Annotated in this window: 23 protein-coding genes, 1 tRNA gene, 2 pseudogenes and 1 other annotated feature (1 of these 27 running past the window's edge); of the genes and pseudogenes, 5 read left to right on the top strand and 21 right to left on the bottom strand. The window is 44.2% G+C overall.

Features of this window, described 5'->3' with window-relative positions; all coding sequences use genetic code 11:
- Nucleotides 1–117 precede the first annotated feature (117 nt).
- Entirely contained in the window at nucleotides 118–351 is a 234-nt protein-coding gene (locus EIM92_RS19310; protein WP_125084215.1) for a hypothetical protein, read from the top strand.
- A 160-nt stretch (nucleotides 352–511) separates the two neighbouring features.
- On the opposite strand, the gene EIM92_RS19315 is transcribed toward EIM92_RS19310, so the two are convergent.
- From EIM92_RS19315 to EIM92_RS19325, 4 genes and pseudogenes are all read right to left on the bottom strand, one after another.
- Nucleotides 512–1,798, bottom strand: coding sequence for a J domain-containing protein (locus tag EIM92_RS19315; protein WP_125084216.1), 1,287 nt, complete (start codon nucleotides 1,796–1,798; stop codon nucleotides 512–514).
- A gap of 216 nt (nucleotides 1,799–2,014) precedes the next feature.
- The gene (gene rbsK / locus EIM92_RS19320; protein WP_125084217.1) at nucleotides 2,015–2,926 is read right to left on the bottom strand and encodes a ribokinase; all 912 of its coding nucleotides are present in this window, start codon (nucleotides 2,924–2,926) and stop codon (nucleotides 2,015–2,017) included.
- A gap of 483 nt (nucleotides 2,927–3,409) precedes the next feature.
- The gene (locus tag EIM92_RS24640; protein ID WP_342772928.1) at nucleotides 3,410–3,922 is read right to left on the bottom strand and encodes a hypothetical protein; all 513 of its coding nucleotides are present in this window, start codon (nucleotides 3,920–3,922) and stop codon (nucleotides 3,410–3,412) included.
- Nucleotides 3,899–4,852 (bottom strand): annotated as a pseudogene (locus EIM92_RS19325) (endo-1,4-beta-xylanase); the annotation flags it as partial. The pseudogene EIM92_RS19325 and the gene EIM92_RS24640, both read right to left, overlap by 24 nt.
- A gap of 290 nt (nucleotides 4,853–5,142) precedes the next feature.
- Between EIM92_RS19325 and EIM92_RS19330 the strand changes: the two are divergent.
- Nucleotides 5,143–5,322 (top strand): annotated as a pseudogene (locus EIM92_RS19330) (cupin domain-containing protein); the annotation flags it as partial.
- Between the two features lie 48 nt (nucleotides 5,323–5,370).
- Here the strand turns inward: EIM92_RS19330 and EIM92_RS19335 are convergent.
- From EIM92_RS19335 to EIM92_RS19355, 6 genes are all read right to left on the bottom strand, one after another.
- Nucleotides 5,371–5,982: a flavin reductase family protein gene (locus EIM92_RS19335; protein WP_125084218.1), complete on the bottom strand. Its 612-nt coding sequence runs from the start codon at nucleotides 5,980–5,982 to the stop codon at nucleotides 5,371–5,373.
- Nucleotides 5,983–6,014: 32 nt separating this feature from the next.
- Nucleotides 6,015–6,629, bottom strand: coding sequence for an alpha/beta hydrolase (locus EIM92_RS19340; RefSeq protein ID WP_125084219.1), 615 nt, complete (start codon nucleotides 6,627–6,629; stop codon nucleotides 6,015–6,017).
- On the bottom strand, nucleotides 6,626–7,579 hold the full coding sequence (locus EIM92_RS19345; RefSeq protein WP_125084220.1) for a ring-cleaving dioxygenase: 954 nt from the start codon (nucleotides 7,577–7,579) through the stop codon (nucleotides 6,626–6,628). The genes EIM92_RS19340 and EIM92_RS19345 overlap by 4 nt, the downstream gene beginning before the upstream one ends.
- A 24-nt stretch (nucleotides 7,580–7,603) precedes the next feature.
- Nucleotides 7,604–8,230: a nitroreductase family protein gene (locus EIM92_RS19350; protein ID WP_125084221.1), complete on the bottom strand. Its 627-nt coding sequence runs from the start codon at nucleotides 8,228–8,230 to the stop codon at nucleotides 7,604–7,606.
- A 41-nt stretch (nucleotides 8,231–8,271) separates the two neighbouring features.
- Nucleotides 8,272–8,409 carry a hypothetical protein gene (locus tag EIM92_RS23785; protein WP_164515159.1) on the bottom strand — a complete coding sequence of 46 codons (138 nt, stop codon included), beginning with the start codon at nucleotides 8,407–8,409 and terminating at the stop codon, nucleotides 8,272–8,274.
- 125 nt (nucleotides 8,410–8,534) lie between these two features.
- The gene (locus EIM92_RS19355) at nucleotides 8,535–8,975 is read right to left on the bottom strand and encodes a MarR family winged helix-turn-helix transcriptional regulator (RefSeq protein WP_125084222.1); all 441 of its coding nucleotides are present in this window, start codon (nucleotides 8,973–8,975) and stop codon (nucleotides 8,535–8,537) included.
- A 230-nt stretch (nucleotides 8,976–9,205) separates the two neighbouring features.
- Between EIM92_RS19355 and EIM92_RS19360 the strand changes: the two genes are divergently transcribed.
- Entirely contained in the window at nucleotides 9,206–9,862 is a 657-nt protein-coding gene (locus EIM92_RS19360; protein WP_125084223.1) for an SGNH/GDSL hydrolase family protein, read from the top strand.
- A 203-nt stretch (nucleotides 9,863–10,065) separates the two neighbouring features.
- Here the strand turns inward: EIM92_RS19360 and EIM92_RS19365 are convergent, their stop codons facing one another.
- From EIM92_RS19365 to EIM92_RS19405, 9 genes are all read right to left on the bottom strand, one after another.
- Entirely contained in the window at nucleotides 10,066–11,103 is a 1,038-nt protein-coding gene (locus EIM92_RS19365) for a serine hydrolase domain-containing protein (RefSeq protein ID WP_125084224.1), read from the bottom strand.
- Nucleotides 11,104–11,224: 121 nt separating this feature from the next.
- The gene (locus EIM92_RS19370) at nucleotides 11,225–11,674 is read right to left on the bottom strand and encodes a MarR family winged helix-turn-helix transcriptional regulator (protein WP_125084225.1); all 450 of its coding nucleotides are present in this window, start codon (nucleotides 11,672–11,674) and stop codon (nucleotides 11,225–11,227) included.
- 173 nt (nucleotides 11,675–11,847) lie between these two features.
- Complete coding sequence (locus EIM92_RS19375) at nucleotides 11,848–12,321, bottom strand: low molecular weight protein-tyrosine-phosphatase (protein WP_125084226.1); 474 nt, start codon at nucleotides 12,319–12,321, stop codon at nucleotides 11,848–11,850.
- A gap of 106 nt (nucleotides 12,322–12,427) precedes the next feature.
- A complete protein-coding gene (locus EIM92_RS19380) occupies nucleotides 12,428–13,333 on the bottom strand; it encodes an aminoglycoside phosphotransferase family protein (RefSeq protein WP_125084227.1) in 906 nt (301 codons plus the stop codon).
- 227 nt (nucleotides 13,334–13,560) lie between these two features.
- The gene (locus EIM92_RS19385; protein ID WP_125084228.1) at nucleotides 13,561–14,544 is read right to left on the bottom strand and encodes an ABC transporter ATP-binding protein; all 984 of its coding nucleotides are present in this window, start codon (nucleotides 14,542–14,544) and stop codon (nucleotides 13,561–13,563) included.
- Between the two features lie 11 nt (nucleotides 14,545–14,555).
- Nucleotides 14,556–15,362 carry an ABC transporter permease gene (locus EIM92_RS19390; protein WP_125084229.1) on the bottom strand — a complete coding sequence of 269 codons (807 nt, stop codon included), beginning with the start codon at nucleotides 15,360–15,362 and terminating at the stop codon, nucleotides 14,556–14,558.
- Nucleotides 15,363–16,151 (bottom strand): ABC transporter permease, encoded by a 789-nt coding sequence (locus tag EIM92_RS19395; protein ID WP_125084230.1) that lies wholly within the window; start codon nucleotides 16,149–16,151, stop codon nucleotides 15,363–15,365.
- 179 nt (nucleotides 16,152–16,330) lie between these two features.
- A complete protein-coding gene (locus EIM92_RS19400) occupies nucleotides 16,331–16,813 on the bottom strand; it encodes a nucleoside deaminase (protein WP_125084231.1) in 483 nt (160 codons plus the stop codon).
- Nucleotides 16,814–16,963: 150 nt separating this feature from the next.
- Nucleotides 16,964–17,413, bottom strand: coding sequence for an SRPBCC domain-containing protein (locus tag EIM92_RS19405; protein WP_125084232.1), 450 nt, complete (start codon nucleotides 17,411–17,413; stop codon nucleotides 16,964–16,966).
- Nucleotides 17,414–17,588: 175 nt separating this feature from the next.
- Here EIM92_RS19405 and EIM92_RS19410 point away from each other — a divergent pair, with 175 nt between their 5' ends.
- Nucleotides 17,589–18,383, top strand: coding sequence for a helix-turn-helix domain-containing protein (locus EIM92_RS19410; protein ID WP_125084233.1), 795 nt, complete (start codon nucleotides 17,589–17,591; stop codon nucleotides 18,381–18,383).
- A 255-nt stretch (nucleotides 18,384–18,638) separates the two neighbouring features.
- On the opposite strand, the gene EIM92_RS19415 is transcribed toward EIM92_RS19410, so the two are convergent.
- On the bottom strand, nucleotides 18,639–19,097 hold the full coding sequence (locus tag EIM92_RS19415) for a hypothetical protein (protein WP_246021067.1): 459 nt from the start codon (nucleotides 19,095–19,097) through the stop codon (nucleotides 18,639–18,641).
- Between the two features lie 344 nt (nucleotides 19,098–19,441).
- Nucleotides 19,442–19,514: transfer RNA gene (locus tag EIM92_RS19420), tRNA-Ala, on the bottom strand.
- Between the two features lie 345 nt (nucleotides 19,515–19,859).
- On the opposite strand from EIM92_RS19420, the gene EIM92_RS19425 reads away from it, so the two are divergent.
- Entirely contained in the window at nucleotides 19,860–21,668 is a 1,809-nt protein-coding gene (locus EIM92_RS19425; protein WP_125084234.1) for a hypothetical protein, read from the top strand.
- 101 nt (nucleotides 21,669–21,769) lie between these two features.
- Nucleotides 21,770–21,960, top strand: a binding site (T-box leader) (it continues 80 nt past the right edge of the window).

Raw genomic sequence — 21,960 nt, forward strand, 5'->3', positions numbered from 1 at the left:
TAGTATCCTTTCTACATATCATTAACCATCGCCATGGTCATCATACCCAGATTTTGATCCTGTGAAGCTTCTGCAAGACTATAAAATGATGAACCATTACTGAGAGAAGGCTACCGGATGACAAAGCTGCTTCCAGCATTTGATCGCATTCCTCTAAGCGACATCGCCATCGGTTTCTCTACGAGCACATGTATGCCCGCCGCAGAAAATCGCTTGCCATCTGGGCATGTTTTTATTCTATACTACCCATTTAAGGGGGATGCTGACATACGAGAAACGCATAATTTACTTTTAAATCCTCCAAAAATAAAAGACCATTCCGATTTTTTTGATATGCATCTTCTATCGTAGAGCGTTTCTACCAACAGAGATGCAGTTCATGTATGGAAGGGTCTCATTCAATTACAACCATTTTCTACGTTCGACCCATAAAGCAAAAGGCTCTGTATCGTGTTAATGGTTAGCCCGATATGCGAAAATTAAATGATCGCTCCGATTTGGGTCAAGCAGATTATCTTGTTAAAATGAATTTCAATATGAACAAGATAGCAAATATAAGAAGCCAATAATTGGCTGAACTCCTCTGATCGTGATTTTCTACCGGATCTTTGTCATTATTTTCACCATCATCAAATATCTGCTTCTCAGCTTCGTTACGCGTTAAACATTCAATTTCAAAAATTCTACGCGAAGCTTGTTTGTGAATTTTATATTCTGCTTTGTTACTCGGATCAGTCATATCGAGGACAGATCTATAGATGGCTTGGGCTCGCCTGAGTTGTCCGCGGGCATCATAGCATTGACCCAGTAAAATTCTTACTTCCAGATATTCAGGCCACTTCTCTAGGATGGACTCACATTCCAGTACAGCTAGTTCAAGTTGTTTGCTGTAGTAGTAACTCTTCGCCCGTTTGTAGTAACTGGCGATATCATCCGGCTGTAGCCGCAATATCTTCGTTAGCACATCCACCGCAAGATCATATTGCGATTTTCTAAAGTAATACTCAACAAACAGCCGAAGCAGGTCAGGATCATCGTCAAATATTTGAAGGGCAGCCCTCAAAGCATGTCCAGCTTCCTCCAGCTTGCTCTCTTTGAGCGATTGATGAGCTTGTTCTCGATACTGCAGAAATTCATCGAAATTGATATTATCCGCCTGAAGCAAAGATTCGTAATTTAATCCCTCTTCGTTGAGCTGTTCTAAATAATATTTTTTAAAAGAAACCGGAATCTCCACGATATGAGGCTCCAGAGATTCTCTCATTTCCTCTTTCCAATGGAAAAAGTCTTCTAGCAGTCTCCATATCGCTGAAGGAAAAAATCTATAGTTTTGCACAAAATTGAGCATTTCCCTGCTTAGACTCCGCTTATATGTAGTGTCCCAAGCAACATCCGAGTTCAACAGCTGCATCCACAGCTCAGGATTGATTCGCGAGGGAAAATGTTGATACAGATCTGCCGCTTGCTCGATAAACTGCTGTACGGTACTAATCTTTAACTCTGTTGAGCTCGTATCCTCCAACGCCAAAATGCCTGGGTCGATTTCTGGGATGACCCAGTTATCGGCATGTTCAAAGCTGTCTTCATCATATGATGCTTCTGCTTCTGCTTCCGCCTCAGCCTCTCTCCTTACCTGCTCCTTAACGAATTTCAGTGCCCTGTCGTATGCCTCGCGAAGAGCTTGATAACCTTCGGCATCCTCTTCCGGATGGTAGACTTGCAGCATTTTTGCATAGGCGCGTTTTATCGCTTTTATGTCATGAGTCGGCTCAATGTCCAGTCTCTCCCAGATTGTCATGATTACGTTTAATCCGCCTTTCAAATACACTCTTGAATTCACTTAGTGAAATCGTATATTTCTTTTATCGGACAATAAGTAATTTTTTCAAACCCTGGGATTTAGATACTCGAATAGCTGCTCACCACAGTCCCCACATAGAAGCCCCACTCAACCGAGCGGGGCTGCGAAAATGACTAAAGATATGGCTCTAAATAAGCCTTGCTCCAGCCTACACTACACGTCAACCTCGCTCCGCTCTGGAATCGATGTCTGTGCACCTGCCCTCGTCACTACAATAGAAGATACTTTCGTAGCGAAGGTAATGGCCTCCTGTACGTTCTTACCCTCGGACAGCCCTACAGCAAAGGCGGCAACAAACGAGTCGCCGGCTGCAGTCGTATCCACGGCTTTAACTGTGCAGGCCGGAATATGGACGGATTCATTAACATTCACGTACAATGAACCATTGCTGCCAAGCGTAACGATGAGGCTGCTCACTCCTTTGGCCAGCAACACTTTTGCCGCCTCCTCCGCTGCAGCTATAGAATCAACAGGCAGTCCGCTCAATTTCTGCAGCTCCGTCTCGTTGGGTATTAAATAGTCCAATTTCCCAAGGACGTCATCAGGAATGGAAACTGGTGCAGGCGCCGGATTTAATATAACGATTTTGCTATGCTTGCTTGCCAATTCAACAGCTTCGTAAACCGCCTCATAGGGAATTTCCATTTGCAAAATAACGATGTCTGCTGCCTCGATCAACTTCTCATGCGCTTTCACGTAATCTCGATTACACAGATCATTGGCTCCCAAAAGTACAACTATGCTGTTATTGCCCTCGTCATTCACTTGAATGACGGCCAGCCCGGAGGATGCTTCTGATACAAGTTCAATGTGATCCGTATCCACACCAGCCTGGCGCAGGTTATCGATGAGCGGGCCTCCGAATTCATCGCCGCCAACCTTGCCCAGCATGGAAACGTCGGCCCCTAGTTTGGCAGCAGTCACCGCCTGGTTTGCTCCCTTGCCACCGGGTACCCGCTTAACAGAGCTGCCGAGCAAAGTCTCACCAACCTGCGGAATATACGGAACCCGCAGCACCAAATCCATATTAATACTGCCTATTACTAAAATTTTGCCTGCTCCCATAGATTACACTCCTCATTGCAATACGTTAATACCATAATAAGGACATCCTTAACTTATCCTACTTTATCCTATTATTCTCTCCAATACCAGTTGATTGAATCGGGAGCACTAAACCTCGGCCGCAAATGCTGATTTGAGGGAGCTCACTCTTGACATGAAGCTGCCTCATCTCCCGTGTCGGAGCCATCCTAATGAATCCCGGAGGATGCACATTCATTAGCACCTGTAATCGTAGCCAAACCGTATCAGGAACATTGATCATCGTTGCGCCCGCTTTAACGACGATTCGATCTAGTTATCGCCCACGTCAGGCGCACAAAAAACCTCGTCCCTACGTATGTATAGAGACGAGGTTTAATCCGTGGTACCACTCTAGTTCATTTCTCCAGAAATGAACTCATTCGATGGCTAGCACGATCTACCTAACTACAAAATTGCTTCATAAAACCGCTCGGAGTAAATCTTTTTATTAATCCTAATTCTCTAATTCCACAAATACACATTGTCCACATACACTGAGGTTTGGCCAGATGAATTGCTTGCACCAATGAACTGAACGCCATACTCCTTAATATTGGCCTTGTCCACACCGGATAAATCCAATATCAGATCCGTTTGGCCGCCAACGCTAATCGTCTTCCAGCCACTATCCGCCCATGTATAGCTGTTGCCATATTTCACATACAGCTTCACGCCTAATCCGGAGCCGTAATTACCGGAATTAGCGCCTTTTACCGTTGCTCTAAGCTGGTTGTAGCCGGTGAAATCTGCGTTTCCACTCTTAAACATGTAATGCCCGCTGCCGCTGGACATGTTAATCGTTGACTTCAACGATCTAGTATCCTTTGAGCTCCAATCCGCCGAGGAGGAAGGGCCGGATACGACGTTACTGGCAGACCAACCGTCCGTACCCGTTTCAAAATTGGCGTAGGCTCCTGTACCTGGCTGACCTGGATTACCAGAAGAACCACCTAAATATTGCTTCAGCCACTGCAAGGCAGGGCGCTCGGCACCGGAACTAGTTATTAAATGTGTATTCGAAGCCCAGGTCTGTCCTTCCATATATCCCCACAGTGTAATTCCCTTTACAGCGGGATGCTCCCATAATACGGGGAATTTCTGTTGATAGCGTTGCAGTTGGGTATTATCATCGCCCGTAATATCCAACTCGGAAACATAGATAGGCAATCCCGTTGCCGCTAACGTATTCAGAACGTTATTCATCGTACTGACCGATACATTATCCATATTAAAATAGTGGCACTGAATTCCTATACCGTCGACCAACCCTCTAGCCTTTAACAAATTGATGATTTGCACAAATTGGGCTGCTGCGTTAGGATCACTGATAATTCCGTAATCATTGATTAGCAATTTAGAGTTAGGAAAAGCTTGTCTTGCCTGCTCGAAAGACCAGATGACCCAATCCCAGCCCGTGGCTCCATCCCCACCTATGGCGTTGCGATAAGAAGGCTTCGCATGTAGAGGTTCGTTCACAACATCGACAAATTCTGAATTGCCATATTTTTGTCCGGCGGCTTGAATCCACTGGATGACCTCTGCCTTTTGCTCGGAGGCGGAGAGACCGCTAATCCATGATGGCTCTTGACTTCCCCAAACTAAAGTATGGAATTTAAAAGGTAATCCGCGGCTTTTCGCATAGTTGTATGCCGTATCCGCCGCACTCCAATTCATACTGTTGCGTGTCGACTCTACCGCGCCCCATTTCGTTGAATTCTCGGGCGTAACCTGATCCCAATACGTAGCAAAATTAGAAGGAACATTGTTCGCAATGATGTTTCCTAAAAACTTGCTGCCGCTAGCTATGCCAGCGTGGGCGTCTTTGACCAATGCCGAAGAAAACAAGGATGCCATTAATGCAATTGAAGTAAGCAAAATCGTCAGCTTAGATTTTGATTTTAACATTGTCTTACCTCCTTGTCTGGGTTATTCAAAGTAATTCTTGCGCGGTTCCTTTCGTTACATCAGCTTTTATCACCTCCAACTGCAAAGGCAATTTTCAAACGCTTACATTTACCATAATATAGAAATTTAAGAATAATGATATATCACAAATTAAAGAACATTTCTTCTAAATCATAGTTTTTTCCAAATAAAAACTCGGACTATTTGGCCCGAGCTTCGAAAACGCGGGGCATACTCAGCCCCTCATTGTGCCTCAGCCGATCCGGATTGAAGGTGCAGGCGGACCGGATTTTGCCGGAAACGAAATCGCCCGCACCTTCAATTACAGGGCGGGCGATGTCGGCTACGTTCCGTTTGCTTATGGTCATAATATTCAGAATACTGGTACGGAATCGCTATGGTTCCTGGAGATGTTCAAAAGCGATCGGTTCGCCGATATTTCCTTAAGTCAATGGATGGCCCTTACGCCCTGAAGCCTCGTCGCCAAGCTTCAAATCGAGTCTCAGGTCGAACTTGATTCATTGCGGTCGATCTATTTCGAACAGCCTTCCAAGTGTTGCATAAGAACTGCCGGCGAGGCGACTGACCGGATTCAGCTTCACAGGATCGATGCGACCCTGATTATATAATTCTTCGTCCACGATAAAGCGAACGACGCGGGCAATGAGCAGGTCTGTAGTCGACGCTTCCTCTGTCCCGCCTAGCGTCACGGATTTGTCGAGCACACATTCCATTCGCACCTTCGCCTCACGGATTCCTGGTACGGCAACGACATCACTTTTGATGGGCGTCAAATCCGTCAAGGCAACTTCACTTTCCTCCGGCGGCAGGTTCGCTGCAGTTTCATTGACTGCGAAAACCATGCTTTCGTCGACGATATGAACCACCAGCTCTCCACATTCCATTGCATTTCTTGCCGTGTCTTTAGCCGCCCCATTTTTACGCTGAACAGCTATGGAAAGCAGCGGAGGCGAGCTCGATACGATTGAAAAATAACTGAAGGGCGCGGCGTTGAGTACTCCGTTCTCGGACAAGGTCGTCACGAAAGCGATTGGCCTGGGAATGACGCTGCCGATCAACAGCTTGTAATTATCCCGCTCACTTTGTGCTGATGGATCAATAGATATCACAATGCTTACGCCTCCCGTTTTATTTTTGAAAATTATACATTGCCCATCTTTTTACGGAACCAAGCTGCCGCTGCGTTCACCTCACTGCTTGTCAACTGATGCCCGAAGTTCTCCCAGTGCACGGTAACGTCGGCACCCGCTCCGCTTAGCAGCTTCTCAAGCTCCTCCGTCTCGCTGGATGGACAAATCGGATCATTGCTTCCCGCGCCAATAAAGACAGGTACATCTGCAAGATTCGGAAGCTGTATCCCCCGCAGAGGAACCATTGGATGATGGAGAATCGCTCCTTTGAAGGCATGTTCATAATGGAAAAGAAGGCTGCCAGCAATGTTTGCTCCATTCGAGTAGCCAATCGCCAGCAGATTCCCCCGGTCGAATTCATAGTCCTTGGCCGACTGATCCAGGAAATCATTTAGCTCCTTCGTACGGAATACTAAATCCTCCTCATCGAATACGCCCTCCGCAAGCCGTCTGAAGAACCGAGGCATGCCGTTCTCCAGTACATTCCCTCTCACCGAAAGAACCGATGAATTCGGAGAAACCAGCTTGGCGAGCGGGAGCAAATCCCGCTCTGTTCCGCCAGTGCCATGGAATAGTACAAGTGTAGGCGCCTTCGTGTCGATCCCTTTTTCATAAATATGTCTCATGACTTCATTCCCTCCTCTAGCTCCCTAACTTCGATTGGGTCAAGATTGGCTTCGATCTGCGAACGCACCGGTTCAAACCAGGATGGAAGCATCAGCTTCTCACCCAACATTTCGGCTTCCTCGTCCCGTGCAAATCCTGGCGGATCGGTAGCAATCTCAAATAATATCCCGCCTGCTTCCCGGAAGTATATAGCATTGAAGTACTGGCGGTCAATAATTTGTGTCGGGCTAAATCCGCTTTGCCCAACCCTTTGCTGCCATTGCTCATGCTCATCGAAATCCTTCGCGCGCCAAGCGATATGATGAACAGTGCCTGCACCGCCAATGCCCCATTCCATGTCCTTCAGCGGTACATCGATGATGTTGCCAATCTCCCCCAAGGCTTGGAATCGGGCGTAGAACTCGTCCTCAGCTACTTTGCTTAATCCGAGAACCTCCTCCAGGACTCGCATCGTTTGCTTGGCATCCACACTGTACAAAACGGCGCCGCCAAATCCCTTAATCGCTTTCTCCACAGGAACTCCCCCGAACGACCAGGTGCTGTTCGCTCCCGCTTCCCGCTCTACAAGCTCAATCTGCAAACCTTCATTGTCCCGGAAATGAAGAAGTTCTTCACCGAAGCGCGAGGTTTTCGTTAAAGAAATACCGAATGCTTTCAACCGCTCCTCCCAAAAGCCAAGCGCCCCAGGTGGTACAACATATGTGGTGATCCCTACCTGACCTCCGCCAATCTTACCTCGCCGGGAACCCGTAAAAGGAAAGAAGGTAATGATCGTTCCCGGACTTCCGTTCTCATCACCGAAGTACAGATGGTACACTTCAGGTGCGTCAAAGTTGATCGTTCTCTTTACTAGCCGCAGTCCTAGAATGCCGGCATAGAAATCGACGTTCTCCTGCGGACTCCCTGCAAATGCTGTGATATGATGAATACCTGCTGTTTGAAGTTTCATAGCTATACACCCCTATTTTTATAATTAAAAACCGTTATAAGTAACAAACTCGCCAACTGGCTTGCGATAACCGCGCAGCCGCTGCCTCGATGCATCTTCTTTACCCAATGCAATCAACATGACTGGCACATACTGTTCCGGAATGTTCAGCTCCTTGCGCATTTGCTCTGGGTCAAACCCAATCATCGGACAAGTATCCCAGCCTTTATCCTGGGCAATCAACATGAATAGCATCGCCGATAAACTCGCATTGCGAATGGCTTCATCCCGCTTGAAGGAATCGCCCCGTTCCCTATAGAACTGGGTTACCGACTCCACCGTCATATCGAGCTCTTGCTTGTTTATAATCCCCAAATTAAGCATTCCCTCGTTCATCTCTCTCACATTCTCGTAAGCATTTAAATCTCCCAGTACGAGAATGGCTGCCGAAGCGGTCTTGATCTTGAACTGTTTATTCGCAGCCTCGTAAACTCGGTTCTTCTTCTCCGGGTCATTTACCACGATGTAATGGGCATGCTGCAAATTAAAAGCAGAAGGCGCATACTTTACGAGACTGAACATTTCCTCCAGCTCTTGCTCGGAAATCTTCACCTCTGGATGAAACTTCGTCGCCGACCTTCTTTCTTTCAACACGTGTGTAAGCTCGCTCATGATATAATCCTCCATCGATTTAATGTGTGATGTTCTATCCATTACAACAGAGCATCTACTGAATAAGCACCTGCGCCCGTCAATGCGATAACGATCACGACAACGACAGAACCCGTGAATGTATTCATATGGCTTCCAAGCATAGCCAGCGCAATCAGTAAGGCTGCTAGCGGGAGCACTATTACTTTGAACCTAATTATCTTTACTTCAAGATATTTATGAATAAAGGAGGGAGGAAGCAGCCTAATAACTAGCATCACAATTTATCGCTATGCCAGTTTATCCCACCTTACCCTTACGCTTGCTAGGACACTTCCGCCCCTTTGCCAAGACGCTTTAGCAGTTCAATCGCCTGTAGCTTCTCTTCGTAGCTAAGACTGCTCAACCTCGAATGTACGAACTCAGAATGATCGGGAAAAATTTGCTCGAACATTTCGGTTCCATCCGTAGTAATTTCGGCGTGAATCACTCGCCGGTCTTCTTCGCAAGGCACCCTCCGAATGAGTCCCTTTTGCACCAGCTTGTCAATATTGTAGGTCACGCTTCCACTAGTAATCAGAATTTTATCCCCAATTTGTTGCAATGGAATTCGCCCTTTGTTATACAGTACCTCCAGGATCGTAAACTCCGAAGGGGATAAGCCGTGCCGCTTCATGTCTTTGATCGCTTGATCCATAATCGTTTTGTAAGCTTTAGAGAGTACAACGAACAGCTTCAATGAAGCTGTATGTTCTTGATCCGGCATTCAATCACCCCATTTATCTTGCGTTCAAATATCTTGAATTAAAGATAAATGATTTCGCATCGATTGTCAAATCCATTTTGCAATCGAGTTTTTTCTTAGTATAGCGAAAAAAATTGAAAAGATCCTAAGCGCAAAAAAGGATTTAAGGGTATTTGGGTAGAATGTGATTTTGATAGCGTTGTCAAGTGACTGACGATCTTTCATATACCCGAAGGGAGATTTTAAAGAGAATGCTGTTGGAAAAAGGGCAAAAATTACTGTTCATTGGGGATTCTATAACGGATTGCGAACGTCAAAGACCGGATGGAGAAGGATTATTTTTCGCTTTAGGCAAAGGATATGTTGCCTTGGTTGATGCTTTGCTGCAAGCTGTTTACCCGGAGCTGGGAATTCGTGTTGTCAACAAAGGGAACAGCGGCAACACCGTGCGCGATCTGTATAAGAGATGGCAAGAAGACGTATTGGATCAGAAGCCAGACTGGTTATCCATCATGATCGGAATTAACGATGTATGGCGGCAATATGATACGCCGTTTATTCCCGAATGGCATGTCTATGCCGAGGAATATGAAGAGACTTTGCGCAACCTAGTAAACCAAACAAAACCGCATTTGAAAGGGCTTATATTGATGACTCCGTTTTATTTAGAGCCCAATCCGGAGGATAAAATGCGCAAGACGATGGATGAATACGGAGCGATCGTAAAGAAGGTCGCTGCGGATACCGGAGCGGTATTCATCGATACCCAAGCAGCGTTTAACGTAGTGCTTCAGGAGTTGTACCCGGCAACGCTGGCCTGGGATCGGGTGCACCCTACCTATGCAGGGCATATGGTACTAGCCCGAGCGTTCTTGAAGGAAATCGGGTTTGAGTGGGGCCGGGCTTGAGAATATATCCATAATCATTTTATTTATACAAAATCAGTTTACCAGTTGCTTTATCACACAACTTTTTTACAAACGCCTTGTGTAAATAAAAAAACATTCAACTATCGAATATGACCCCTGATAAAAAAATATCAAGGGTCATTTCGTTAAAACGCTATAGGTCTTACTTTATGTTCTACAAGATAAGGTTATCTCTGAATACATTACTTCGTTTGCATTAGCTTTAGAATTTCATCTCCCATACTCTCCAGCGTATCATCCCAAAGCTTCGGGCGGTAATTAGAGAGAATTACTACGCCAAGCTGCTTTTTCGGAATAAACCCCATGAAGCTTGAATAACCGTGCGTGCTGCCATTATGCCATACACATCCAGTACGATGATCGATAATCCAGCCCAGCCCGACGCCCACATCCTTACTTAGGCTATGATACTGCTTATACGTGTAATGTAACGCTTCATCTATTAGAGATTCGGATTGCTGCATATTCATGTGTGACGCTAAAAACCAAAGCAAATCAGATACGGTAGAACGCAGTGCCCCTGCTCCAGCAAAATCCTTCATCACCAGTTCAGGTTGCTGAATATCTTTACCTGCATATCCAGGTATTAACCGTCCTCTCTGCTCCGAAGATAAAGAGATTGTCGTGTCCTTCATACCAAGCGGTTGGCAAATATGCTCGATCAGTGCCTCCTCTAGGTCTGTTCCCATCACCTTGGCGATAATCCGACCGAGCATTCCCATTCCTTCGTTCGAATATCGGAATTTTTTGCCGACACGTTTTGAAGAAATTTTCTGTATATAGGCTAAAGTTTCCTTTACGTCAAAGATGCAATAAGGATCACGAGAGATTCTCTTATCAAAGCGGTTTTGGAGGGCTTTTATGAAGGAAACAGACGGCAATCCAGAAGTGTGTGAAGCAAGGTGTCGAAGTGTAATTGGATGTGCATTCGACAAGGAGTCTTCGTATAAGCCAATCGAATCCTCCAAGCGAACGACATTTCTTTTAATTAGGAGCGACAACAATGATGTAGTGAATACTTTGGTCAAAGATCCGATTTCATAAATGATGTTCCCATAGGAAGATGTACCAAATGGAGTTATATTACCGTAGCCGAATGTCCTCATCATCGATTGCGAGACGATGCCAATGGACAAGACAGCATGCTTATATTTGCTCGTATAAGGCATGGCCATTTGCTGAAGAGATTCGTCTAAACATCCGTACAATTGTAAACTCATCGAGAGCACAGCTCCTTTATTCAAAAATTCAAGACGATTATCAACCAACAATTAATTATAATAAATATTTAATCAAACTTAACTATTAGCCAAAAAAACGTTCTATCTCTCTAGGGAATATTTACAAGTTATTCTGTTCTTTCTCTATAATTTTCCTGAATTTTCTCATAATGTCCCTTAATGTCTTTAAATCAGCCATATCAAGTTTGGAATAGAAACGGTTTATAATCGATTTCTCGATCTCCTCATTGCGATCCATATAACTTACGCCTTTGATATCCAGTTCAACAAAAATTTCCCGCCGATTGTCGGGATTAATGGAACGTTTAATATAACCTCCCTTCTCCAGCTTATTTAATGTCTGACTGACGGCGCTTGGCGTAATGTTCATCATCTTTGATAATTCACCTGTGAGAAGGCGTCCATGCTTATGAATGTGACCCAGCATAATGATTTGGCTGTTCGTAATGCTCTCATCCAACAAGCCTGCATATTCTTTAGCCAACATCGTATTACATGCATAATCGATTTCATTGATTTCTCGTACGAAAGAAAGAAGTTCTTCATTCATTTTACCACATCCAATATTTAAGTTCGATTAACTATTTATCAACATTAATATACTTCATTACCAGCCACTCTGTCAATTCAAAAAAAACGGCTGCATTATGCAGCCGCCTCCTTCTTTCTTCACCATATGGATCTTCCCGTTCAACGCACCGCAGCATGTTGCGATGCTGGATATCAATTCAAGCCCTGCTCCTCTCGAATGACTTGCAGCAGACGCTGGCAACCTTCCTCGACCATTTCATATACTTCCTGAAAATTTCCGGTATAGTAAGGATCCGGGACATTTCCTCCGGCATGCTTCGGCACGAAATCAAGCATCTTCTTCACTTCAACCTTGCGGTCTTCCGGGAACCACTGCGCCAAATCCTTGACGTTCATATCGTCCATGGCAATGATGTATTGGAAGTCATGAAAATCATTTTTGCTAACCTGTCTCGCGAACATTCCCGCATCATCGATGCCGTATTGCTTTAAAATTTTGCGAGTCCCTTCATGCGGCGGCTTGCCGATATGCCAATCCCCCGTTCCCGCGGAATCAACTGTGATCCGATCCGTTAATCCGGCCTCTTTCACCTGGCTGCGAAATACAGCTTCCGCCATCGGAGATCTGCAAATATTACCCAGACATACAAATAACACTTTAACCATAGAATACATTTCCTCCTCACTCGTACCATGCTGTCTCTATTTATTGAATCATCCGCAAAATGCGCTTCTGTTAACTTTACTAATAAACGGGTACTTTTTCAATGTCTTAGCTTGGCAAATACCAGCTTGGAACCGAGATTTCAAAACCGTTATACCAATCCAGCACTTGCTCTACCTGTTCCAGCATATAATTCACTTGTGATTCGCCATAGGGAATCGACCAGGGAACAGATGCGATTTGATTACACGCTATATATAATGCCATTAACTTGAAAAACGATTCTGGCACCTCACCATGAAAATATCCATGAATCCGCCCTGAGGCGAATTCTGCGCTCTCATTAGCACACCAGGTAATACGATTAAATTCCTCCCAAGGATCTCCATCATCTAAGCGATTAAAATCAATGATGCCCAGCTCCCCGGAGCTTGAAACGACCATATTACCGACATGATAATCCCCATGCTGAAAGGTCATCGGCCTGCTCTCCAATAAAAATCGATGGGTTTCAATATAGTTTAGAACTTGCTCCGCTCCCTTAAAATGAATCCCGCATGTGCTGTAATTGGCAATATATCTATCGATTTTAAGATTATAGCGCTCGGCCCAGGATGAAGAGCGATTTAGTACCGGAATTTCATGCATAGCTTTTAATATCTCTCCAGACTTCAAGCCAAGCCGATATTGTTCTGAGCAGGAGAGTTTAGGAATAGCTTCTTTAGCATCCTGGCCTTCAACCCAAGTATACAGGGAGTAAACGGACTTGCCTTCATCACAAATTCCAAAGTCCACGGGACGAGGTATACGGATATCTGTATCTTTTAGGCGCTCAACAGATTCAAACTCCAGTTTCTTCCGATCATGCTGCATTATGTCCGCCAATCTAAGCAGCATTTCTCTATCATCGTTGGTCTGAATATAATATTTCTTATCACTCGACCATCCTGCATAAATCTGCTTTATGTTTGTCCAAGTCCTTGCATCTGGTATTTCCTTGTACATAAAGTTCACCTCTTCACTAAACTGCTATAGCTCCCGTTCAAAACCGGACAAGCTCCCCATTATTTGATTTGTAACGACAAAGCAACTTCAGGACTATAAGTACGAAAAAAGGCAAGGCCCAAAACATGTAGACTACATGTCCTGGGTTTTGCCTTTTCAGTAACAATTCCAAAGTCAGAATAACACCACTTCCGTATTTTGGCAAGTGGAAAAGTATGCGCTTTCTTTAGATTGATTTAGATGCTTCCCACGGTATATAAATTTTCAACAGCTTCCTCCATATCAGGTTCCTTAATTTTGATATCTTCAATTTCACCTATTTCCGACATCATAGCGAGGCATTCTGTAACACTGATTTCTTCTTTTTTGAAGAGAACAGTGATCCTATTTTCTTGCGAATCCAACACCTTTAACCTTGGATCAGTAATGTCGTTATATTTAACTTTAAAATTAACGGTAAGTTGATGGCCCACACTATAAGTATGTTTAAAGAGATCTAGCGAACCGTCAAAAATCTTCTCGCCCTTCTCAATCGTAATCACACGATGGCAAATTTGATCGATATCATCCATATCATGGGTAGTCAAAATGACCGTCGTGTTTTTCTCTTGATTCAGCTGCCTGATGAATTTTCTAATCTTCTGCTTTACGAGAATATCAAGCCCTATAGTAGGCTCATCCAGATAAAGGATTTTAGGATCATGCAGCAAAGAGACCACTAGCTCCGCCCTCATTCTTTGACCCAGACTTAACTGCCTGACTGGAGTTCTTAAGAATGGCTGCATCTCCAACAGCTCAACAAAAAAGTCTACATTTCGCTTGAATTCCGCGGCATCGATTTTGTATATCTTCTTATACAAATCAAAAGTTTCCTCCATCGGAAGATTCCAATACAGCTGCGTACGTTGACCAAATACAACCCCTATTTTCCTTGCGTTGACCTTTCTGTTCTTGTAAGGCACCAAATCATCTACGACAACGCTGCCGCTCGTCGGAACAAGAATCCCAGATAGCATTTTGATCGTGGTAGATTTCCCCGCCCCATTGGAGCCGATATAGCCGACGACTTCACCTTCATCAATTTCGAAGGACAAATCTTTGACGGCGTGTTTTATGCTGTAATCCCTTTTAAACAAGGCCCTTAAGGAAGAGGCGACCCCTTTCTGCCTCCTGTTGATCCTAAACTCTTTGTTTACATCAGCGACCTGTATTAAAGACATATGAATCCCCCTTACGAGCCAGTACTCTTATAGTGATTAATTCCCACACTCCAAAATAGATAGGCTAAACAGAAAAGCCCTATTCCAATGACAGGCGTCAAATACTGAAAGACGGGATTGAATATGGAGAAATCATGCTTATCCAGGAAAAATTGCGCCGGATAGAAGTTAATAAAAGCATAAGGAAGAATTAACGTTAAAATGACTTGAATCGGCGTTGCAAAAATAGAGATCGGATAGCGAATGAACCCTTTTGCCTGGAAGAATAGAATATCCCTGAGTCCCCCACTCTCAACGACCCAGAAAGCCGGGACAGACGTAATAATCAGTGCCGCTCCTTGAATTAAAGACCCTCCGATCAGAGTAACGACCAGGAACATACTATTCACGAGATGCAAGGGGATTTGCAGTGAATGAATCGAATAGGCAATCACAAGAAGGGACAATAGAAAGTGGCTTAAATAACCGGAATTGAACTCCCTGCACACTAAGTACCAAAAGCTGTTCAAGGGCTTCACGAGCAATTCATCAAAGGTTCCGTCCTTAATCATGGCCGATAATTGTACCGTTGGATTGAAAAAGAAGAAGCCTGCAATCGCATACGAGCATAAATTTAATCCGTAGAGAAGCAGTACCTCCGGCGCTTCCCATCCATTGATCGTCTGAAATCGCGTCACGACGACCCATATCAGAAAAAATTCCGCAAAGTAAGAAACAAACTGGGCGATAACTCCAAGGATAAACGCTTTCCTATACTCAGCGATTCCGAGTATTCTTATTTTAATAAACTCGATATACAGTTGTACGTAATGCATCATTTATCCTCCATGTACCACGATCTTTTTCTGGGCGCCGGACCAGATCAGCTTCTCGAGAACAACGAGTACCATCAGCCAAAGCAACTGAATGCCGAGGATGGATATTGAATCATCATAGGAGTATTTATTTAGGAATATGGAGATCGGCTCGAAGAAAATCATGCGGAAAGGAAGCAAATAGCATATGTTTTTCAGCCACTCCGGAAAGAACCATAACGGAATCGTTGATCCCGAGAATAATTCAAAGACCGCAAACACAAAGAAGGGAATATACCATGAGGTCTCCAGCCAAAAAGCAAACAACCCTATATTATACTTGATATAAAAGGAAATGAGGACGCCGAGTACGACAGAGATGACAAAGATGATAGAATTGAGGAAACTTCCAGGCCAAGAGAAGCCACAAAACAAGCTTACGATGAACACGGCTGGAAAGGAGATAAAGATGACCTGAAAGAAGTTATTGCCGAGGTCTTCAGCGAATAAATAATTTTTGAAGTTTACAGGTCTCGTGAAATCGCTGATAATGGAGCCGTCTTCTATTTTTCTCCCAATCTTATTCCCCGCCTCAGACTTCGTAAGCGTAAAAATAATCGAAGAGATCATAACGTATGTGATCATCTGCTGCAAGCTTGCTGAATCCACTGTGCTCCCCTTGTATAAAGCTTCCCAGACGTTAATTTGCACGACGATAACTAGCAAACTGGCCAGGATTGATATGTAAAAATCAAATTTATACGCATATTTCTCCTTGAAAGCCAATACAAGAAACTTGCTGAATAAGCTCATCCTATTCCTCCATACGATGATCTATATAGCCCAACAGCCCAACAAAATGTTAATATATTCTAATCAGAATTAATACCATAACAATTAGTGATAAATTCATGCGCTTTACTTCAAAATAAAAGAATATTCAAGAAAGAGGCCGATCCTCGCCGGATCAACCTCCTTTGATGACGCTAGCATCAATGCTTCTTCAAGTAAAACTGACGATGGAGCTCACGAACTTCCTCTGCGAGCTCAGGCACAGGACCGTCCACGACAGTATCACGAATAACATCCTGGATGGAAAGATTGCGTACGCGCGACGCGGGAACCCCGAGTTCACTTAACCATTGAGCCAACTGTTTGGAGGAACTCGCATAAACAATCCTCCCTAACCCGACCCAGCCATGCGCTGCAGCGCACATCGGGCAATGTTCACCGGAGGTATATACCGTCGCCTTTTCCCGCTCTTCCTCCGTCAGGTTATTCGCTGCCCAGCGAGCCAACGCAAACTCCGGGTGCTGGGTATGGTCTCCGCCGGCGACATGATTATGGTCTTCTGCAAGCACTTCTCCATCGGATGAGACCAATACCGAGCCAAATGGCTCATCACCAGCCTCCAGGGCATCCTTTGCAAGTTGAATACAGCGTCGTAAATACTTCAGGTCCGTATCATTAATCAAATCAATCCCCTCCCCTTTACAATCTATCAGGCCTATATCTAACACCTCACATATTTGCGTCTAGACCGATTGCTTTGGCGGTTTCAACCGCACAACTTATATTTTACCGCTTCCTCCCCAACAAAACCAATGCATCCATATGCGCATATGCTAGAAACCTAAATCCAGAGACCTTCCAGTTTCTGCAATCGTCTTAATGTTACTTAGGATCATCCACCAATATTGTTCTGTTTTACTGAAAAGAGGATTATCTTCTGTCCATTGATCATTAATAAGGTGTAATTTTGTACATGCCCCTACTAATTCCAAAGATAAAGTAACTCGGCTTTCCATCTGAGCATGTTCGGCGTAATGAGAAGGACCAGGGTGATCCGTGTAGCTTAAAATTCGATTCGGTTCATATTGAAGTAATTTTCCATAAATATGAACAGTCTCATCTCCATCGACACCCGGTCCTACAAATTGAATATCATCACCAACTTGATATGTTGATTGAATCACTCCGCCCATAAAGGCTTTAAAAGATTTCTCCGGATTGACCAAAACATCCCATACTTGCTCAGGTTTTGTGTCAATGTAAAATACATACTCCAATTTCATATTTAATTCCTCCCACTATAAACTAATCATTTTTACTCGTTTAATAAATTTTACTTCGTCCAGTTGAATCAATTGTAGTTTATAATGGATCCTACCATGTCTTATTCATTATTTATTGTAAAATCGCGCCAAATCATAAATGAATTTAGATATTAATGTTAGAGGAGTGAAATAAGTGAAAAGTAATCGCAATCCGAATATGGGAATTTTGCGTTATAACACGAACAAAAACAAGTTTTCAATTACTCGTCACGCTCCGTCCGACAGTCTCCGGTTTTTTATTCAACATTATTGGCTTGTCGATTGGGACTTACGAGGACAGCCCCCCTATACCCAAGAAGTTTTACAGCATCCGGGAGTAAATGTCGTTTTCCAGCCTGGCAATTCGTACATCTGCGGAATAGAAAGCAAAAAATCCCTGAATATTTTACAAGATAAAGGGCAGATTGTGGGGATTCTTTTTAGACCTGGAGCTTTCCATAGTTATTTTAAAGCATCTGTTTCCACACTTACTGATCAAATCGTAAATATTTCCGATTACTTTTCCCTGGATATTAACTCTTTTGAAAAGCAACTATTTTCACTTCAAAATCAAGATGAAAAGATTAAGTTCGTTGAACAGTTATTACAGCAAAATATGCCTGAGCATGATAAAACGGTGGACTTGCTGAATGAAGTGGTAGATAAAATCATTTATAATGCTGACATCACCAAAGTCGAACACTTAGTCGACCAGTTTGAAATTTCCAAGAGAACATTACAGCGTTTGTTCCAGCAATATATAGGTGTGAGCCCTAAATGGGTCATCCGGCGCTATCGGATGCATGAGGCGGTCGAGTTAATAGAACGTGGAGTGGATATAACTCAGTTGGCAATGGATCTCGGCTATTTCGACCAAGCCCACTTTAGCAAAGATTTTAAAGCTGCCATCGGCAAATCTCCAAAGCAATATGCGAAGAGCAGCGATTAGCTCATAATTCCCTCAAGCACAAAAAGGAATGGCACTCAATCCTATCACATCATTCAAAACTAAAAAGTGATCCCAAAAGTTCATATTTGTAAATTTTACCTGAACTACCTGAAGGAACAGGCCGAAGCTTCCCCTTGAGTACCAACTTGCTGCAATATTTAATGACCGTTTGCTTGTGAAGTTCTAGTTCGATTGCTGCTTCCACAGGACGGACGATTCGGTTATGACATGCCGCATAACGGATCAACATTCGTTCTATTCTTCCATACGGTTGCAGCATAGGCTTACCGGAGTGAAATACGGAGCCAACATATTACGCAGGATCGCTTGAATGAGCGCAGGATTTTCTTTCATCTCATCAAGAGAGATTGATATGACATGACATTGTTGGGATTGCAGGAACAATCCCCGATTCAGATCCATCCGATATTTAGTGCGGTCTTTGCCATGCGAGCCATAGTCCATTATTTCGAATGCAAAACGGAGTGCTCCTAATATCCACATGAAGTCTACAAAATACGACCGCCCGCGCCAATCCAACACCTCGTACTCTGGATGCAAGCCTTGAAAATGCCCGACTAACGGCCACCAAATTTTCTCTGCAAATAATTGGTTTCCATAACCGTGTCCCCGCTTTAAAGCGTCTTTACGCTCTCCATAACGACGACTCAAATGCCAGCTGATCCATTTTTCATGTTCGATTTCAAAGCTCATCCAATTAGCCTCCTTTAAAATTTTTCAAAAAACATAAAAACGCCCCGGTAATTCCTGCTCAAGCAGAAATAACTCGGGGCATGCTTCGCCATAATGTAACTTTGTTCGATTTATCATTCAAACCTAAGTACAATCCGTTGATTCAGGACGATTTGTAAGATTGGTCGTACAAATATCGTCGTCAATCCTATCGAACCTCTGATTTTGTACGATGAATCGTACAAATCAGTTAATTTCACTGAATATGGGTGTAATTTGTACGACTTATCATACAAAAACACGATAATTTAGTAAAAGCAGCCTAACAGGCTGCAGTGGCGTGGTTCCGTATATTGTGTATGGTATGGAGTCTAGGGGGATCGAACCCCTGACCTCTTCGCTGCCAGCGAAGCGCTCTCCCAGCTGAGCTAAGACCCCGTAAGCGACTATTTCATTGTATTAAATAGCTTGCCATATGTCAAGCCCTTTGTACTAATATCATTTTCTTGCCATATTCTAATGGAGATATGACTTCGTATGCATCCCTTAAGTCGGAATAAATTGTATTACAACTTCCAGCAACTGTTTCTAAAGTCCCGAAAGACACTTATCTACCATAAAAGAAAAATAATTACATATTCATAGGGATATGTGCTTTTAGTGGGATTAATTATATTCCGCTTTAAAATCATAATGATATATACTCCAGGTTTATCACATCAAGTAAGGCTGCTGTCCAACTCGCAAGTAATCTTGTTTTCAAAATGAGAGGAGTGGGAAAGATTGATTAAATCTCTATTTCGCAGCTCAAGCTTATGGTTCATGGTATTGTTAATTGCTCTGTCTGGATTTACCGGAATTCCCAGCCTAACCAAACATAGCTATGCAGCTTCCAGTTTGGAACAAACTACTATGGAATGGTCAAAAGACTATGGGAACCACTCATCCGGCAAAGGAGTAATCGCCACGTCAGACGGTGGATACTTATTGCTAGGAGAAATTAAGGAAATAGGCGCTTCGGGCTATTTAGACTCACTTGCTTACATCGTGAAAACCGATTCAATAGGCAATACGGAATGGGAAACAAAAATCAACTACTCTTCGAATGACCAAGCCAGAAATGCCGTAGAAACGAAGGACGGCGGTTACTTGGTCACAGGCACGATCACGGATTACAGCGGCAAGCCTTACAGCATGCTCTACATGGTTAAGCTGGATGGCAGCGGCAGCATACAATGGCAAAATACTTATGATGACCCGTACTACCATAACTACTCTCTCTCAGTCATCGAGACCGAGGACGGCGGCTTTGCAGTCGCGGGATTTGGCGCAACCAGCGCCGGCTTCTATAAAGCCTTCGCCCTTCGAACAAATATTCTCGGCGAGCAACTGTGGTTTAAGAAATATTGGTTCGGGGATGACCAGGATATTTACGATATCGTTCAAACTCCGGACGGCGGATTTCTCGCTGTAGGAAGTATTACAAGAGAATACTATGAACCTGTTGAAATCCAAAATGCTCTGCTCATCATTAAGCTGAACGAGCAAGGTGAGATCGATTGGAACAAGCAGTACCAGGATCAGACGGGAACCTTCCTCGCCCATACCCTTATCCCAGCCAAAGACGGCGGCTATCTGATCGGGTACCGCAAGTCCTCATTCGGCAAAGTTGCAAATATGCTGGCTAAAATCGATGCTAACGGCAGCCTTGTCTGGGAAAATGCTTATCCCTCGGATTATGAATCAGGGACTAGGGTTTATAGTCAACTACTTCCGGCCGAATACGGTTATGCTCTGATCGGAGCCAATACGAATGGGGTCTATCCGGAAGTAAGGAGACAATATACTGCCCTTACCATCGACGATGAGGGGCAAGTGCTGAGCGATTATCTGTACGAGGGCCCGTCGCTGTATAACCTTGGCGAAGCGGCCGCAGCCTCAGACGGCGGGTTCATCGTAACGAGCACAATCAAACACGGAGACATCTATAAAGCTCAGCTGAGCAAGCTACCCAAACCGCAGGAACCTGCTCCACCCGGCGAACGAACGCTGACACAGATCACTTTTACGGAATCCGAGAAAAAATTACACAAAGGTGATAGCGCATCCACCGTCATTCAGGCCGTCTATTCAGATGGATTTATGGATACACTTTCGGCTGCCGCCCAGTATCAGATCGCAGATCCTTCAATTGCAGCTGTGGACAGCCTGGGCAGGATAACAGGAATCGAGTCAGGCACTACGCGCCTTGTCGCAAACCATCAGGGCTTACAGGCCACTTTGCCGATTATCGTGTTACCTGGGGATTCAAGTGAAGTGGAGCATCCTAGCTTCTCTCTGGATTCCACCGAGTATTCGCTCGCCGTCGGAGACAAGCTGGATACGAGAATGTACATGTACGATGATTCGACCGCCAAGCGAACTGACATCACCCATCTCACGACGTACATAAGCGAGAATCCGGAAATTGCCGACTATGACCAGAATGGCGACCTCGTGGGACTCAAAGCCGGAACGACCAGAATTTATGCCTATTACAAAGAAAGTTACGTCACTGCTACAGTACAGGTTGTACGGCCATTCACTCCATAGAATCCACACATCAATTTAAACATTCCGTACAAGAACTTTAGCAAGCCATACTAAAAACATCTTGATTCCCACGCATCGTTGTAGTAAACTAACGTCAATATTTAAATACGTTGAAAAGGAATAGTAGGATCATGCAAGCGCCCAGAGAGCTGTTGGTCGGTGTAAAACAGCCGCAAGCCAAATCCGAACTCGCCTTGAAGTAGCTCGCTGAAATTGTATTAGAGTAGGTGGAGCCGGAGCCTAACCGTTATATTAGGAGGATATAAGGCCGTGTCTCATTGGAGTACGCAGC

This window comes from Paenibacillus lentus (assembly GCF_003931855.1).
GTDB lineage: Bacteria > Bacillota > Bacilli > Paenibacillales > Paenibacillaceae > Fontibacillus > Fontibacillus lentus.